Genomic DNA, 14,096 nt, shown 5'->3' with positions numbered 1-14,096 from the left:
AGCGCACGGGGCGTGCGCCGACCTGCACCGATCGGCTCGGGGCGGCTCAGGGCGCCGGAGGGGCCCGGTGGGAGAGGAGCCGGGCGATGGTCGAGGCGGAATGATTTACAAGTAAAACACCTGTTAAGGTTATGGCATGAGCAGTGCACTCCGCCCCACCCCCTCGCGCGTCCCCCGCCTCCCGCTCGCCGGTGTCCTGCGCCTCGGCAGGCCCTCCGACATCTGGTTCAAGCCCGCCCTCAGCGTCGTCGTCGCGGTCGCCCCGCCGAACCTCACGCTGCTGGCGCTCGGGCGCCTGGATCTCGCGATGTACACGATGGCCGGGTCGCTGTGCGCGCTCTACGCCCACAACCGTCCGTACGCGGCCCGGGCCCGTGTCCTCGCCCTGGTGGTGCTCGGCATGCTCGGCGGACTGGGCGTCGCGCTCGTGACGGCCTCGCTCACCTCGAACGCCGTCGTGCTGGTGACCGTCGGCGCTCTGCTGGCCGCCGCGCAGAAGACGCTGTGCGACGCGACCCGCGTCGGCCCGCCCGGGCACGTGGTCCTCGCGTTCATCTCCTCGGCGTCCCTGTTCGTGCCGCAGAACCTCGGCCAAGTGCCGGGTCACCTCGCGCTGGGCGCGGCCGCGGGAGCGTGGGCCTGGATCGTCGGCATGGCACCGGGGCTCGTCCGTCCGCACGGTCCGGAGCGGCGCGCCACGGCCCACGCGCTGAACGCCGCGGCGGTGTACGCGGACGCCCCGGACGACGCCCGGGCCCGCGCCGCCGGCGCCGCCGCCGTGCACGCGGCGTGGCAGTCGCTGCTGTCGACGGGAGCGCGCTCGGCGCCCCGCCGTGCCCTCGAACGGCTCGTCGTCCGCGCCGAGGTCGCGCTCGCGGCTCCCACGGACACCGACCCCGAGCGGCTGCGCGGCCTGGCCCGTGAGCTGTCCGGCACCGGCCCCGTGCCGCACCCGGACGGTCTCGGTGAGGCGGCCGACGAACTCCTCGGCGTGGAGGCGGTCCTCACCTTCGGGGAACGGCCCCTGCTCGGGCGTCTCGGCCCGCTCGGCCCCATCGCCCTGCGCACGGCCGCCGGCTGCGCCCTCGCCGGCTACGTCTCGCTCGCCCTCGGTGTCGGCCGCCCCTACTGGGCGCTGGTCACCGCCGCGTCCCTCTACCAGGCCAACGTCACCCTGACCTGGAGCAGGGGTGTGCAGCGCGTCGTCGGCAACCTCGTCGGCGTACTCGTCTTCGCCGCGCTGGTCCCGCTCGCCCACGTCGGCCAGGCGGCCCTGGTCCTGAGCTGTCTCGCGCTGAACTTCGGAGCCGAGGCGTTGATCGGCCGGAACTACTGGCTGGGCAGCATCTGCGTGACACCCATGGCCCTGCTGATCACCGAGTTCGCCCGCGCGCAGCAGCCCGCCGAGCTGATGACCGACCGGGTCGTCGACACCCTGGTCGGCGCGCTGGTCGGCCTCGTCGCCGCGATGGCCGTCACCAACCGGCGGGCCGGCGACCGGATCGAGGACGGGCTGTCGGCCGTGGAGCGCGCCCGGGAACACGCCGACGCGCTGCTGACCGAGGAGACGCCCGGCCGGGGTGCCCTGGAGTCGGCCCGCCGCGGCCTGGCCGCCGCCGTCGTGGACCTGCGCGCCACAGCCGACGCCGCGGCCGGCGAGTGGTGGCAGCGCGCCCTGCCCGAGGAGCGAGTGATGCGGGCCGAACAGGCCGGACACCGTACGCTCGCGGCGACGGTACGACGCCAGGGACTGCACGGCCGGGAGGGCGCACAGGCATGACGACAGCGGACGGACGGAGCGCGGCGGACGGCGGCCCGGTGGCGGGGCCGCAGCGGGTACCCGCCGACACGGTGGCCGCCGTCGTGCGCCAGTGGGAGACGGTGCGGCCCGATCTCGACACGGGACCCATGGAGGTCATCGGGCGCGTCAACCGCTGTTCCGCGCTCCTCCAGCAGGCCGAGGACGCGCCGCTGCGCCGGGCGGGTCTCACCCGCCCCGAGTTCGACGTGCTCGGCACACTGCGCCGCACCGGGCACGAGCTGACCCCCGGCGACATCGCCCGCGAGACGTTCTCCTCGGGTGCCGCCGTCACCAAGCGGCTCAAGGCACTGACCGAGCGCGGGCTGGTCGAGCGCCGCGGCGACACTCGTGACCGCCGGGTCGCGCACGTCCGGCTGACGGACGCCGGGCGCGACCTCGTCGACGGCGTCCTCCCCGACCAGCTCGCCTACGAGACCACGGTCCTGTCCGGCATCGACGCCGAACGGCAGCGTGAACTGGCCGTTCTCCTCGGGGAGTTGCTCGGGCAGCTCGAAGGCCGCCTGGGCCTGCCGCGCGCCTGACGCCTCCCGCGCCGCAGCAGTCCTCCCACCGTTCTCAGGGCCGGTACCGGAGCGGATGGTCGGCCGGCGTCTCGACGAGCACGATCTCCGTTCCGTCCGGATCCGCGATCCACATCTCGATCAGCCCCCACGGCTCCCGCACCGGAGGCCGCACGACCTCGACGCCGGCGGCCACCAGCTCATCGTGGGCCGCCGCCGCGTCGGCGACCTGGAGCCACAGTTTCAGGGCGGGGGAGGGCGGTGTCCCGGACCGTCCGGCGACCTCGAGGAAACCGCCGCCGAGGAAGTACACGGTCCCGCGCTCGGGCCCCGTACCGAACTCGCGGTAGACGGCCAGTCCGAGACGTTCGCCGTAGAAGGCGCGTGAGCGTTCGGGATCGGTGGGGCGCAGAAGGACACGGCTGCTCAGTACATGCACCATGCAGCGGGATCATAGGGGCGGGTTACGCTCAGGCGTGCCCGAGCCGCGCCACCGAACGGATAACCGCTCCATGGAAACCGCCACCACCGGCCTGACCTTCCGCGACGCCAAGGACGACGATGTGGATGTCCTGGTCGCGCTGATCGAATCGGCGTACCGAGGGGACGCCAGCCGGGCCGGCTGGACCACGGAGGCCGACATCCTGGAGGGGCAGCGAATCGACCCCGAGGGTGTCCTCGCCGTCATCGAGTCGTCCGACAGCCGGCTCCTGACGGTCGAGCGGGACGGCACGGTCGTCGCCTGCTGCCAGCTGGAGCACCGCGGTGACCACGCCTACTTCGGGATGTTCGCGGTCAGCCCGGCGCTCCAGGGCGGCGGACTCGGCAAGGTGATCATCGCGGAGGCGGAGCGCACGGCCCGCGAGACCTGGGGCGTCACCGAGATGCACATGACGGTGATCTCCGTGCGCGAGGACCTCATCGCCTGGTACGAGCGGCGCGGCTACCGCCGTACGGGACGGACGACGCCCTTCCCGTACGGCGATGAGCGCTTCGGCGTTCCGCAGCGCGACGACCTGTGCTTCGAACTGCTGGTCAAGCCCCTCGCCTAGGGCCCGTCGTCCGGATCGTGCGGCGGGGTCCCGGGGCCTGCCCGGTGGGCGGCCCCAGGACCGTGCCTCACGCGGTGAAGCGGCCGGTGCGTTTGATCTCGGGGTAGTCGGTGGTCGCGCCGTCCAGCCCCAGGGCGCGCACCAGCCGCAGATGGTCCTGGGTGTTGACCACCCAGCCGATGATCCGCAGCTCGGCCTTGCGGGCCTTCTCGACGACCTCCAGGCTCAGCCTGCGGATGTTGAGGCAGACCGTCTCGGCGCCGACCTCCACGGCGCGGTCCACGACGTCGACACCGTAGCGGCTGGCGATCAGCGCGGTGCGGACGCCCGGCACCAGCCGGGTGATCTCGGCGACCGCCTCGTCGTGGAACGACGATACCTCCACCCGGCCGACCAGGTCGCGCCGCTGGATGACCTCGGCCAGCGCCCGAGCCGCCGCGACATCCTTGATCTCGGCCTGCAACGGCGACGTGACGGCGTCCAGGACCTCCTCGAAGACGGGAACGCGCTCGCCGCTCCCGGCGTCCAGTGCGCGCAGCTCCGCGAGGGTCTTCTCGGCGATCGGCCCCGAGCCGTCGGTCGTGCGGTCCACGTCGGCGTCGTGCATGACGACGAGGGCGCCGTCCTTGCTCAGGTGCAGATCGAGTTCGATCAGGTCGAGGCCGGCGTTCTGCGCGGCGGTGAAGGAACGGAGAGTGTTCTCGGGTTCGACGCCCATCACTCCGCGGTGACCGATGGTGAGGAAGTTCAAGATGCGACTCGCTTCCGTCGACGGCGGCTCGGCTCGCGCGTGGTTCCGACGGGGACGCCCACGCGGCAAGGCCGCAGCCTAATGGCCTGACTGTGCGATGTACCCGTTCCTGCGCCGGGCAATGAGGGTGTCGGACGGGGGAGACCCTGCCCACATCGGCGGACGGCTCACCGGGGCGCCGGTCGCGTCCTGCGGTGGCCGGCCGGGCGCGCCCCTCGCAGGACCGCCCCCGGCCCGTCGACTCCCGCGCCCCGGCGGGGAGTTCGGCTCCGTGAGCCGCGTCCGCCCGGCACCCTCCGAGGTCCGTTCCACCGCCGGAAGGCCGCGGCGCATGCGGCTGTCCTCACGGTGTCCGACAGGAAAAAGAGCGGTGAAGGTGGGGATGCGCAGGATAATCTCTCGGATTCCCTCTTGCGGGAAGGAACCTCGTATACATACGGTGTCCATACGCGAGGTTCTCCTGTGGAGGGTGGGACATGACGGAAATGCTTGTGCAGGTCGGTGTGGAGGATCGAATTCCTCCCGTCGCCAGGGTGGTGGAGCACCCGGCGTGGCCCGTGCTCAAGGATGCCGTCGAGGAGATCCGGCCCTGGCAGTCGAAGGACGGTTCCATCGACTTCGACGCGGACGACGCGCCCGACGCCTCGGACGTCGACCTGGCCGTCCGCCGCGCGATAGACGCGATCGAGCGGCTCTCCCCGCTGCTGCCGCACGACGTGGCGTACCACGAGGCCCTCGTCAAGGACCTGCGCCGCTGGGCTGACGCCGGTTTCCACGTGCCCGACTTCCTGGACTCGCTGCTGGCCTTCCAGCCCGCCGCGTCCCGCGAGGACGGCCTCCAGCACCTGGTCGTCTTCCCCATGTACACGCAGAACGGCAACCCGGACCGCAACTTCGAGGCGGTCGTGCTGCGCATGGTGTGGCCGGACTGGCTGGCCGAGCTGGAGCGCACGCGCTACGACAACCCGCTGTTCTGCGGCATCACCTTCGAGGACTTCACCGCGGGGTACGACACGAACTCGGCCGTGCTCTTCCCGGAGACCATCGCGGTCCGCGAGGCGCCCGAGCGCTTCTCCTGGGGCGGCATCTTCTGCGACCGCGAGGCCGCCCGCTTCCGGGCCGTCACCGACGCCGCCGTGGACATCCTGGGCCTCGAGCTGCCCGAGGACATCGCCGCCATGGTGGACGACCAGGAGCGCTGCGAGCAGGCCTTCGTCCTGTGGGACATGGTCCACGACCGTACGCACAGCCACGGCGACCTGCCCTTCGACCCCTTCATGATCAAGCAGCGCCAGCCGTTCTGGATGTACGGCCTGGAGGAGCTGCGCTGCGACCTCACCGCCTTCAAGGAGGCCGTGAAGCTGGAGGCCGAGGGCAACCAGCACGGCCGTGACGTGCAGTACGCCGTGCTCTTCGACCGGATGTTCCGCTTCCCGGTCACCGGCGACCGCGTCCGCAACTACGACGGGCTCGGCGGCCAGCTCCTCTTCGCCTACCTGCACAAGCACGACGTCGTCCGCTGGACCGACAACAAGCTGCACATCGACTGGCAGCGCGCACCGCAGGTCACCAACCAGCTGTGCGGCGAGATCGAGGACCTCTACCGGGCCGGCATCGACCGCCCGAAGCTGGTCCACTGGTTCAAGGCCTACGACCTGGTCTCCACCTACCTCGCACCGCACCCCGGCTCCCGCTGGGCCAAGGGTCCCGACGCCCTCGACCTGTCCCAGCCGCCGCGCAGGCTGGTCGACGACGTGCTTCCGGACGAGTTTCCCCTGAGCATGTTCTATGAGGCACTCTCCAAGAAGCTGAAGAACGTGATCGCCTCCACCAAGGGCATCACGGCGGCGGACTCCGAGCGGATCGCCGCGTGACCGACCGCGGTACCGAGATCATTGCTCAGGAGGCGAAGACCATGGGGAACGGGGCTCTCAGCGGTGCGGTGATCGCGGTGGCCGGAGCGGGTGGACCCGCCGGCCGGGCGGCACTGCTCCGGCTCGCCGAGGCCGGCGCGACCGTCATCGGCGCGGACAACGACGCGGAGCGGCTGGCCGAGGCCGTCGACGCGGCCAGCTACGCCCACGGCGGCTCCACCGTCGTCGGGGACACGGTGGATCTGCTGGAACTCCAGTCGACCCGTGACTGGGCCACACGCATCCAGAAGGACTTCGGCCGGGTGGACGGCCTCGTCCACCTCGTCGGCGGCTGGCGGGGCAGCGAGACCTTCACCAAGACGGTCCTCGACGACTGGGACCTGCTCGAACTGCTGCTCATCCGCACCGTGCAGCACACCACCCTCGCCTTCCACGAGGCGCTGCAGAGCAGCGAGCGCGGCCGGTACGTCCTGATCAGCGCCGCCGGTGCGAGCAACCCCACCGCGGGGAACGCCGCCTACTCCGCGGCCAAGGCCGCCGCCGAGGCGTGGACGCTCGCCATGGCGGACTACTTCCGCAAGGCCGGAATCGCCGAGGGCGCCGAGGGCGCGACGTCCGCCGCTGCCATCCTGGTGGTCAAGGCGTTGGTGCACGACGCGATGCGCGCCGAGCGGCCGAACGCGAAGTTCGCGGGCTTCACGGACGTCAAGGACCTGGCCGAGTCCATCGTCGACGTCTGGAACCGGCCCGCCGCCGAAGTGAACGGAAACCGTCTGTGGCTGACCGAGAAGCCGTGAACCCTCCGAAGACCGACGCCCGGCGTCATCACGACCCGGCCGTCCGCGGTTTCGCCAGTGACAACTACGCGGGGGCCCACCCCGAGGTGCTCGCCGCGCTCGCCGTGGCCAACGGCGGGCACCAGGTCGCGTACGGCGAGGACGACTACACCGAGAACCTCCAGGGGATCATCCGCAGCCACTTCGGTGCCGCCGCGGAGGCCTTCCCGGTCTTCAACGGCACCGGTGCGAACGTGGTCGCCCTCCAGGCGGTCACCGACCGCTGGGGCGCGGTGATCTGCGCGGAGAGCGCGCACATCAACGTCGACGAGGGCGGCGCCCCCGAGCGCATGGGCGGCCTCAAGCTGCTCACGGTGCCCACGCCCGACGGCAAGCTCACGCCCGAACTGATCGACCGGCAGGCGTACGGCTGGGACGACGAACACCGCGCGATGCCGCAGGTCGTCTCGATCACCCAGAGCACCGAACTGGGCACCCTGTACACGCCCGAGGAGATCCGGGCGATCTGCGACCACGCCCACGCGCACGGCATGCGGGTGCACCTGGACGGCTCCCGGATATCCAACGCGGCCGCCTCCCTGGACGTCCCCATGCGGACGTTCACCAACGCGGTCGGCGTCGACATCCTCTCGCTCGGCGGCACCAAGAACGGCGCGCTGTTCGGCGAGGCGGTCGTCGTCATCAACCGGGACGCCGTCCGCCACATGAAGCACCTGCGCAAGCTGTCGATGCAGCTCGCCTCCAAGATGCGGTTCGTCTCCGTGCAGTTGGAGGCGCTGCTCGCCAAGGACCTGTGGCTGCGCAACGCCCGGCACGCCAACGAGATGGCCCAGCGACTCGCCGAGGGCGTCCGCGCCGTGCACGGCGTCGAGATCCTCCACCCGGTGCAGGCCAACGCGGTCTTCGCCCGGCTGCCGCACGACGTGACCGAGCGGCTCCAGAAGCGCTACCGCTTCTACTTCTGGGACGAGGCCGCAGGCGACGTCCGCTGGATGTGCGCCTTCGACACCACCGAGGACGACGTCGACGGCTTCGTCGCCGCGCTCAAGGAGGAGATGGCCCAGAGCTAGCTAGCCGGGCTGTCTTCTGCTCCCTCTCGTTGCATAGGTATGCGGTCACCTGGAAAAGCATTGACCCCCGGGTGATCGCTTTCCTATGCTCTGCGGATATGGAGCTGATCCAGGAAACCAGCGACCTGTCCGCCTATCTGGCCGCTGACGAGGTCGTCGACCATCATCATCCGCTCGTCCGTGGGACGGCGGCACGGCTCGCCGAGGGGGCTGCCGACTCGTATGCCTATGCGCGGTCGGCGTTCGAGTTCGTGCGCGACACCATCCCGCACTCCCAGGACTCGGGCGACCCGCGGGTCACCTGGCGCGCCTCCGACGTCCTGGAGCGGCGCACCGGCATCTGCTACGCCAAGGCCCACGCGCTTGCCGCCCTGCTGCGCGCCGAGGACATCCCGACCGCCTTCTGCTATCAGCGGCTCGGCGAGGTGCACGGCCTGGTCGCCGTACGTTTCCACGGCGCCTGGCACCGTCAGGACCCGCGCGGCAACAAGCCGGGCGTGGACGCCCGGTTCTCCCTCGAGGGCGAACGGCTGGCCTTCACGCCCGATCCCGAGTCCAATGAGTTGGACTACCCGGTGTTGTACGCTGAACCGCACCCGACCGTGCTCGGCGCCCTGAAGGCCGCCCCGGACCGGCCGTCCCTGTGGCGGACTCTCCCCACCGCACTCTGAGGCAAGGCAACGATGACTCTCACGCTCACCGTGTCCGACGAGGTCCGCGCGCTCGCGCCCGGTTTCACGCACGTCGCCGTGGAGGCGGACGGACTGGTGAACGGGCCGAGCACGGAAGGCACTTCGGCTCTTCTCGACGACGCTCGGCGGCTGGCCGAGCGTCTGGGGGGCCGGCCTCCGCACGAGGACCCGCACGTGGCGGCCTGGCGGGAGACGTACACGGCGTTCGGCTCGAAGCCCTCTCGAACCCGCAACTCCGCGGAGGCACTGGCCAGGCGCGCCCTCTCGGACGCCGGCCTGCCGCGGATCAACGTCCTCGTGGACGTCTACAACGCGATCAGTGTGGCCCATCTGATCCCCGTCGGCGGCGAGGACACCGAGCACATCCGGGGTGCGATGCGCCTCGTGCGCGCCACCGGCGACGAGGACTTCGTGACCGTCGCGGGCGGTGAGGAGACCGTCGAGCACCCCGACGCGGGAGAAGTGGTGTGGCGCGACGACGCCGGTGTCACCTGCCGTCGCTGGAACTGGCGGCAGGGACCGCGCACCCGGCTCACCGAGCGATCGACCTCGGCGGTCTTCCTGTTGGAGAGCCTCGCTCCGATGCCCGTCGCGGACGTTGAGGGCGCGGGCGCCGAACTCGCCGAGCTTCTGGCGAAGTTCAGCCCCGGGGCGCGGATCACCGTCCACGCCCCGGAGTGACGCCCCGGCGCGTGGCGAGCGAGCCGAGCGGGAGAACCGCTCAGCGGGCCTCGGCCGCGCGCACCTCTTCGGGGGTCGGCGCGGTGCCGCCGAGATGGGCGGGCATCCACCAGGTGTCGTCCGGCCCCTTGGGGCGTACGGGATAGGCGCGCTGCGCCGCTTCGAGCAGTTCCTGGACCCGCTCGCGCAGCCGCCGGGTGATGGCGCCCGCGTACTGGTCCTGCGGGGCCTCCATCGGCTCGCCGACCCGGATGGTGATCGGGGTGTGGCTGCGCTTGAAGTTGCGCGGGTGCCCCTTGGTCCACAGCCGCTGCGTGCCCCACAGTGCCATCGGGATGAGCGGGACGCCGGCCTCCTGGGCCATGCGCGCGGCACCCGACTTGAAGCTCTTCAGAGTGAAGGACTGCGAGATGGTCGCCTCGGGGAAGACGCCGATGATCTCACCGGAACGCAACGACTCCAGCGCGTGCTGGTAGGCCGTCTCGCCCTTCTCACGGTCCACGGGAATGTGCTTCATGCCCCGCATCAGCGGTCCGGAGATCTTGTGCCGGAACACCGACTCCTTCGCCATGAAGCGCACCAGGCGCTTCTGCGGCAGGGTGGCCAGGCCGTCGAAGATGAAGTCCAGGTAGCTGATGTGGTTGCTGACCAGCACGGCGCCGCCCGAGCGCGGAATGTTCTCCGATCCCTGGCAGTCGATCTTGAGGTCCCAGGCCTTGAACAGCGTCTGGGCGAAGGCGACGACGGGACGGTAGACAAGCTCTGCCATGGACGGGGTGGACCCTTCTCTCTGCCTGGGAAGGGGGCTCCCGGCGGGAAAGTTACGCAGCCGTAGGTTTACGGCATTGCGCAGATCGTGCCCGAAGAACGGACGGGTGGCCAGTCCTGGTGCCGGAGAACGGCGAGATCCTTGTCACGTCGTTCACTTGATCCACCTCGGGGTTTTAACTCGCCTTTACTCCGCGCGTACCATCGCGCGCCGCACGAGCAGGTACATCTCGCACCCCAGGCAGTACCCGAACGCCGCATTGAGAAACGCCGCCGCGAGGGCGCACCCGGTCGCGGCGAGTCCCAGCCACTGCGGGCCGGCGGTGAAGCCGATCAGCCCGACCACCGCGAAGACGAGCCCGACCGCCTGCGCGAACTGCGGCGGCTCCGGCGCCTCGAACTCGGCCGGCGGCCCGAGGCGCGGCCGCACCACCTTCCGGAAGAGCCACCCGTACGGAGAACGCGCCACACCGCCCGAGGCTCCCAGCGCGAACGCCAGCGTCTGCCAGGCCAGCAGCCACGTGCTCCCGGTGATCAGCGTGGCCGCCAGGACGACCGTCGTCACGACCGCGCCGAAACGCGGTCCCCTCACATCAATGTCCATGATTCAAGGATTCCGCATGCCGAGCACTGCTCGATGCCGGGAATCAATGCGGTCTCATGAATGCTTGTGCATGTGATGACCGGACTTGTGGTGTGCCTGGCGGTGCTCGCGCTGGCGAGCGTGTACGGAGTGCTGCATCGGCGGCGGAGCGGGAGGGTGACAGTGCGCGGGCGCGACGACGGAAAGCTGCTCGGCGCGGCGGAGTTGGGGGAGGGGCTCGGTGAACGGGCCACCCTCGTGCAGTTCTCCAGCGCCTTCTGCTCCCCCTGCCGGGCGACCCGCCGGGTCCTCGGCGAGGTGGCCGACTTGGTCCCCGGCGTGTCGCACGTGGAGATCGACGCGGAGGACCACCTCGACCTCGTACGCGATCTCGGCATCCTCAAGACCCCCACCGTCCTCGTCCTCGACGCGGACGGCCGGATCGTGCGGCGAGCGACGGGACAGCCGCGCAAGGCGGACGTCATCGCCGCACTGGGAGAGGCCGTCTGAACGTGGCGATCATGGTGAGGCATCTCGCAGATACCCGTACGCGCTTGACTGCACGTACCACCTATCGTCAGCCTGACCGTATGCCCCCGGAACTCCTTCACCCCGAGCGTCTCCCAGTGGATCCGGCTCGCACCGCGAGTGCGCGCTGTCCGGGCTGTTGAGCAGCCAAGGACCCTTTCCCGCACCCGGTTCCGCCCGGGCGTCGGGACTTCCACGTCAGCCCTCGCAGAAGGACAACTCCATGTCGGCCACGCCCGGCCTCGGCACCACCCGTCCCGCCTCCCCGGACCTGCTGCGCTCCGTCTTCCGCCGGCACGCCGCCGGCGTCGCCGTGATCACCGCCCCCGGCCCGCGGGGTCCCGTCGGTTTCACCGCCACCTCGCTCACGTCGGTCTCGGCCGACCCACCGGTCGTCTCGTTCGGCATCGGCACCGGCGCCTCCAGCTGGCCCGCTGTGGCGGAGTCCGACCACGTCGGTGTCCACATACTCGGCGAGCACCAGCAGGACCTGGCCGCCACCTTCGCGCTGAGCGGGGCCGACCGGTTCGGCGCGCCCACCCTTTGGCGTAAGGGCCCGGAGCACGTTCCCGTCCTCGACGGAGTCCTGGCCTGGCTGGTGTGCCGGGTGGTGGCGCGGGTGCCCGCCGGGGACCACCGGATCGTCCTGGCGGAGGTCGTGCTCGGCGACTCCTCGGGCGAGGGCGGCCCGCTCCTGTATCACCAGGGGCGTTTCAACGGCCTGCGCGACTGAGGCGGAGCGGCGCTACTCGCGGGTTCTACTCGCCGGTTACACAGCGTTGCGAAGGTCACAGTTCAAAGCGCTTGCTTAGTGGGCACCCAATGGATGTACTGGCGAGTAATATTTCGTTCGGAGCGCGGGCCGCCCCGACCGGGATCGCCCGCTTCAGGCGCCTATGCTGCCTGAAAGAAGGCAGCCCAGAAATGACGATGCAGTAGGAGAGCCGGCGTGAGCTTGAGGATCGTTGTCACTGTGAAGTACGTGCCCGACGCCACTGGCGACCGGCACTTCGCCGATGACCTGACCGTCGACCGTGACGACGTGGACGGCCTGCTGTCCGAACTCGACGAGTACGCCGTCGAGCAGGCGCTGCAGATCGCCGATGCCGCGGACGACGCCGAGATCACCGTGCTGACCGTCGGCCCCGAGGATGCCAAGGACGCCCTGCGCAAGGCGCTGTCCATGGGTGCCGACAAGGCCATCCACGTGGAGGACGACGACCTGCACGGCACGGACGCCGTCGGCACCTCGCTGGTGCTGGCCAAGGCCATCGAGAAGGCCGGCTACGACCTGGTCATCTCCGGCATGGCGTCCACCGACGGCACCATGGGTATCGTGCCGGCGCTGCTGGCCGAGCGTCTCGGTGTCCCGCAGGTCACGCTGCTCTCCGAGGTGTCGGTCGAGGACGGCGTGGTCAAGGGCCGCCGTGACGGAGACACCGCCTCCGAGTCGCTGGAGGCCTCCCTCCCCGCGGTCGTGTCGGTGACCGACCAGTCGGGCGAGGCGCGTTACCCGTCCTTCAAGGGCATCATGGCCGCGAAGAAGAAGCCGGTGGAGGCCTGGGACCTGGAGGACCTGGAGATCGAGGCAGGCGAGGTCGGTCTCGCAGGCGCCTGGACCAAGGTCGACACCGCTACCGCTCGCCCCGCGCGCACCGCGGGCACGATCGTCAAGGACGAGGGCGAGGGCGGCAAGCAGCTCGCCGAGTTCCTCGCGGGCCAGAAGTTCATCTAGTCGCCGCGGGTCCGGGGCGCGTCCCCGGACCGGCACAGCGGCCGAGGCCCACCCCGCTTACCGCCCCTCAGACTTCGCAATCCGCAGGAGAGCATCCCCATGGCTGAAGTTCTCGTCTACGTCGACCACGTGGACGGTGCCGTCCGCAAGCCCACCCTGGAACTGCTGACGCTGGCCCGCCGCATCGGCGAGCCCGTCGCCGTCGCGCTCGGCTCCGGTGCCGAGAACACCGCCGCCGCGCTCGCCGAGCACGGCGCGGTGAAGGTCCTCACGCACGACGCCGCCGAGTACGCCGACTACCTGGTCGTACCGAAGGTCGACGCGCTCCAGGCCGCGTACGAGGCGGTGTCCGCCGGGGGCTCCCTGGCCGCCGTGCTCGTGCCGTCCTCCGCCGAGGGCAAGGAGATCGCGGCCCGCCTCGCGGTCCGTATCGGTTCCGGCATCATCACCGACGCGGTCGACCTGGAGGCCGGCGCCGAGGGCCCGGTGGCCACGCAGTCGGCGTTCGCCGCCTCGTACACCACCAAGTCCCGCATCGCCAAGGGTGTCCCGGTCATCACGGTCAAGCCGAACTCGGCCGCCGTGGAGGCCGCCCCGGCCGCCGGTACCGTCGAGGCCCTCACGGTCTCCTTCTCCGACAAGGCCACCGGCACCAAGGTCACCTCCCGCACCCCGCGCGAGTCGACCGGCCGCCCCGAGCTGACCGAGGCCGCGATCGTCGTCTCCGGCGGCCGTGGCGTCAACGGCGCGGACAACTTCTCGATCATCGAGGGCCTCGCCGACTCGCTCGGTGCCGCCGTGGGCGCCTCGCGTGCCGCGGTCGACGCCGGCTGGTACCCGCACACCAACCAGGTGGGCCAGACCGGCAAGTCCGTCTCGCCGCAGCTCTACATCGCCTCCGGCATCTCCGGCGCGATCCAGCACCGCGCGGGCATGCAGACGTCGAAGACGATCGTCGCGATCAACAAGGACGCCGAGGCGCCGATCTTCGACCTCGTCGACTACGGCGTGGTCGGCGACCTCTTCGAGGTCGTCCCGCAGCTCACCGAGGAGATCAAGTCCCGCAAGGGCTGATCGCTCCGTGCTCCACGAGGCCCCCGTGACCGCGCGCCGGTCCCGGGGGCCTCGGTGCATCCTGGGGAGGCCGGGCGCGCGGGCCGCGGCCGTGTCCCAGGATCCAAGAGGGTGTTGACCCGCGAGAAGCTCGCCGGATAACTTCGCTCTACGGATTATTGATTCCGTA

Annotated in this window: 16 protein-coding genes; 12 read left to right on the top strand and 4 right to left on the bottom strand. The window is 70.8% G+C overall.

The features are described 5' to 3' along the window. The first annotated feature begins 136 nt into the window (after positions 1 to 136). Both ACIRQH_RS17145 and ACIRQH_RS17140 read left to right on the top strand, forming a co-directional pair. Positions 137 to 1,780 (top strand): FUSC family protein, encoded by a 1,644-nt coding sequence (locus ACIRQH_RS17145; protein WP_404226449.1) that lies wholly within the window; start codon positions 137 to 139, stop codon positions 1,778 to 1,780. Beyond that, entirely contained in the window at positions 1,777 to 2,343 is a 567-nt protein-coding gene (locus ACIRQH_RS17140; RefSeq protein WP_388870441.1) for a MarR family winged helix-turn-helix transcriptional regulator, read from the top strand. Before ACIRQH_RS17145 ends, ACIRQH_RS17140 begins: the two co-directional genes overlap by 4 nt. A gap of 34 nt (positions 2,344 to 2,377) precedes the next feature. Here the strand turns inward: ACIRQH_RS17140 and ACIRQH_RS17135 are convergent, their stop codons facing one another. Then, positions 2,378 to 2,764 (bottom strand): VOC family protein, encoded by a 387-nt coding sequence (locus ACIRQH_RS17135; RefSeq protein ID WP_404226448.1) that lies wholly within the window; start codon positions 2,762 to 2,764, stop codon positions 2,378 to 2,380. A gap of 70 nt (positions 2,765 to 2,834) precedes the next feature. On the opposite strand from ACIRQH_RS17135, the gene ACIRQH_RS17130 reads away from it, so the two are divergent. After that, positions 2,835 to 3,374, top strand: a complete 540-nt coding sequence (locus ACIRQH_RS17130; RefSeq protein ID WP_358816683.1) for a GNAT family N-acetyltransferase — start codon at positions 2,835 to 2,837, stop codon at positions 3,372 to 3,374. A gap of 67 nt (positions 3,375 to 3,441) precedes the next feature. Here ACIRQH_RS17130 and ACIRQH_RS17125 read toward each other — a convergent pair whose 3' ends face one another. Further along, positions 3,442 to 4,125: a glycerophosphodiester phosphodiesterase family protein gene (locus ACIRQH_RS17125; RefSeq protein WP_358816682.1), complete on the bottom strand. Its 684-nt coding sequence runs from the start codon at positions 4,123 to 4,125 to the stop codon at positions 3,442 to 3,444. Between the two features lie 476 nt (positions 4,126 to 4,601). Between ACIRQH_RS17125 and ACIRQH_RS17120 the strand changes: the two genes are divergently transcribed. The 5 genes from ACIRQH_RS17120 (at position 4,602) to ACIRQH_RS17100 (ending at position 9,239) form a co-directional block, all read left to right on the top strand. Next, a complete protein-coding gene (locus tag ACIRQH_RS17120; RefSeq protein ID WP_388933579.1) occupies positions 4,602 to 5,999 on the top strand; it encodes a DUF6421 family protein in 1,398 nt (465 codons plus the stop codon). A 41-nt stretch (positions 6,000 to 6,040) separates the two neighbouring features. Next, entirely contained in the window at positions 6,041 to 6,796 is a 756-nt protein-coding gene (locus ACIRQH_RS17115; protein ID WP_358816820.1) for an SDR family NAD(P)-dependent oxidoreductase, read from the top strand. Continuing rightward, complete coding sequence (locus ACIRQH_RS17110) at positions 6,793 to 7,866, top strand: threonine aldolase family protein (protein WP_388870433.1); 1,074 nt, start codon at positions 6,793 to 6,795, stop codon at positions 7,864 to 7,866. The genes ACIRQH_RS17115 and ACIRQH_RS17110 overlap by 4 nt, the downstream gene beginning before the upstream one ends. 98 nt (positions 7,867 to 7,964) lie before the next feature. Beyond that, a complete protein-coding gene (locus ACIRQH_RS17105) occupies positions 7,965 to 8,537 on the top strand; it encodes a transglutaminase domain-containing protein (protein WP_404226447.1) in 573 nt (190 codons plus the stop codon). Between the two features lie 12 nt (positions 8,538 to 8,549). After that, positions 8,550 to 9,239, top strand: coding sequence for a B3/4 domain-containing protein (locus tag ACIRQH_RS17100; RefSeq protein ID WP_404226446.1), 690 nt, complete (start codon positions 8,550 to 8,552; stop codon positions 9,237 to 9,239). A gap of 40 nt (positions 9,240 to 9,279) precedes the next feature. Here ACIRQH_RS17100 and ACIRQH_RS17095 read toward each other — a convergent pair whose 3' ends face one another. After that, positions 9,280 to 10,008, bottom strand: a complete 729-nt coding sequence (locus ACIRQH_RS17095; protein ID WP_358816677.1) for a lysophospholipid acyltransferase family protein — start codon at positions 10,006 to 10,008, stop codon at positions 9,280 to 9,282. A 186-nt stretch (positions 10,009 to 10,194) separates the two neighbouring features. Further along, positions 10,195 to 10,611 carry a DUF4395 domain-containing protein gene (locus tag ACIRQH_RS17090; RefSeq protein ID WP_358816676.1) on the bottom strand — a complete coding sequence of 139 codons (417 nt, stop codon included), beginning with the start codon at positions 10,609 to 10,611 and terminating at the stop codon, positions 10,195 to 10,197. Between the two features lie 75 nt (positions 10,612 to 10,686). Between ACIRQH_RS17090 and ACIRQH_RS17085 the strand changes: the two genes are divergently transcribed. The 4 genes from ACIRQH_RS17085 to ACIRQH_RS17070 all read left to right on the top strand — a co-directional run bounded on the left by ACIRQH_RS17085 (position 10,687) and on the right by ACIRQH_RS17070 (position 13,927). Beyond that, complete coding sequence (locus tag ACIRQH_RS17085; RefSeq protein WP_358816675.1) at positions 10,687 to 11,100, top strand: thioredoxin family protein; 414 nt, start codon at positions 10,687 to 10,689, stop codon at positions 11,098 to 11,100. Positions 11,101 to 11,341: 241 nt separating this feature from the next. After that, complete coding sequence (locus tag ACIRQH_RS17080) at positions 11,342 to 11,851, top strand: flavin reductase family protein (protein ID WP_358816674.1); 510 nt, start codon at positions 11,342 to 11,344, stop codon at positions 11,849 to 11,851. A 216-nt stretch (positions 11,852 to 12,067) separates the two neighbouring features. Continuing rightward, the gene (locus ACIRQH_RS17075) at positions 12,068 to 12,853 is read left to right on the top strand and encodes an electron transfer flavoprotein subunit beta/FixA family protein (protein WP_388870422.1); all 786 of its coding nucleotides are present in this window, start codon (positions 12,068 to 12,070) and stop codon (positions 12,851 to 12,853) included. A gap of 99 nt (positions 12,854 to 12,952) precedes the next feature. Beyond that, positions 12,953 to 13,927 (top strand): electron transfer flavoprotein subunit alpha/FixB family protein, encoded by a 975-nt coding sequence (locus ACIRQH_RS17070; protein WP_358816672.1) that lies wholly within the window; start codon positions 12,953 to 12,955, stop codon positions 13,925 to 13,927. Positions 13,928 to 14,096: the final 169 nt, after the last annotated feature.

It is taken from the genome of Streptomyces sp. NPDC102279 (genome assembly GCF_044766365.1).
In the GTDB taxonomy this organism is placed as follows: Bacteria; Actinomycetota; Actinomycetes; order Streptomycetales; family Streptomycetaceae; genus Streptomyces.
The sequence above is the reverse complement of the archived record's forward strand: the minus strand, read 5'-3'. Positions and strand labels throughout refer to the sequence as shown.

Coding starts and splice junctions, on each gene's coding strand:
- ACIRQH_RS17140 (WP_388870441.1), top strand. CDS start 1,777: ATGACGACAGCGGACGGACGGAGCGCGGCGGACGGCGGCCCGGTGGCG.
- ACIRQH_RS17090 (WP_358816676.1), bottom strand. CDS start 10,611: ATGGACATTGATGTGAGGGGACCGCGTTTCGGCGCGGTCGTGACGACG.
- ACIRQH_RS17135 (WP_404226448.1), bottom strand. CDS start 2,764: ATGGTGCATGTACTGAGCAGCCGTGTCCTTCTGCGCCCCACCGATCCC.
- ACIRQH_RS17085 (WP_358816675.1), top strand. CDS start 10,687: ATGACCGGACTTGTGGTGTGCCTGGCGGTGCTCGCGCTGGCGAGCGTG.
- ACIRQH_RS17095 (WP_358816677.1), bottom strand. CDS start 10,008: ATGGCAGAGCTTGTCTACCGTCCCGTCGTCGCCTTCGCCCAGACGCTG.
- ACIRQH_RS17100 (WP_404226446.1), top strand. CDS start 8,550: ATGACTCTCACGCTCACCGTGTCCGACGAGGTCCGCGCGCTCGCGCCC.
- ACIRQH_RS17105 (WP_404226447.1), top strand. CDS start 7,965: ATGGAGCTGATCCAGGAAACCAGCGACCTGTCCGCCTATCTGGCCGCT.
- ACIRQH_RS17080 (WP_358816674.1), top strand. CDS start 11,342: ATGTCGGCCACGCCCGGCCTCGGCACCACCCGTCCCGCCTCCCCGGAC.
- ACIRQH_RS17070 (WP_358816672.1), top strand. CDS start 12,953: ATGGCTGAAGTTCTCGTCTACGTCGACCACGTGGACGGTGCCGTCCGC.
- ACIRQH_RS17115 (WP_358816820.1), top strand. CDS start 6,041: ATGGGGAACGGGGCTCTCAGCGGTGCGGTGATCGCGGTGGCCGGAGCG.
- ACIRQH_RS17145 (WP_404226449.1), top strand. CDS start 137: ATGAGCAGTGCACTCCGCCCCACCCCCTCGCGCGTCCCCCGCCTCCCG.
- ACIRQH_RS17120 (WP_388933579.1), top strand. CDS start 4,602: ATGACGGAAATGCTTGTGCAGGTCGGTGTGGAGGATCGAATTCCTCCC.
- ACIRQH_RS17130 (WP_358816683.1), top strand. CDS start 2,835: ATGGAAACCGCCACCACCGGCCTGACCTTCCGCGACGCCAAGGACGAC.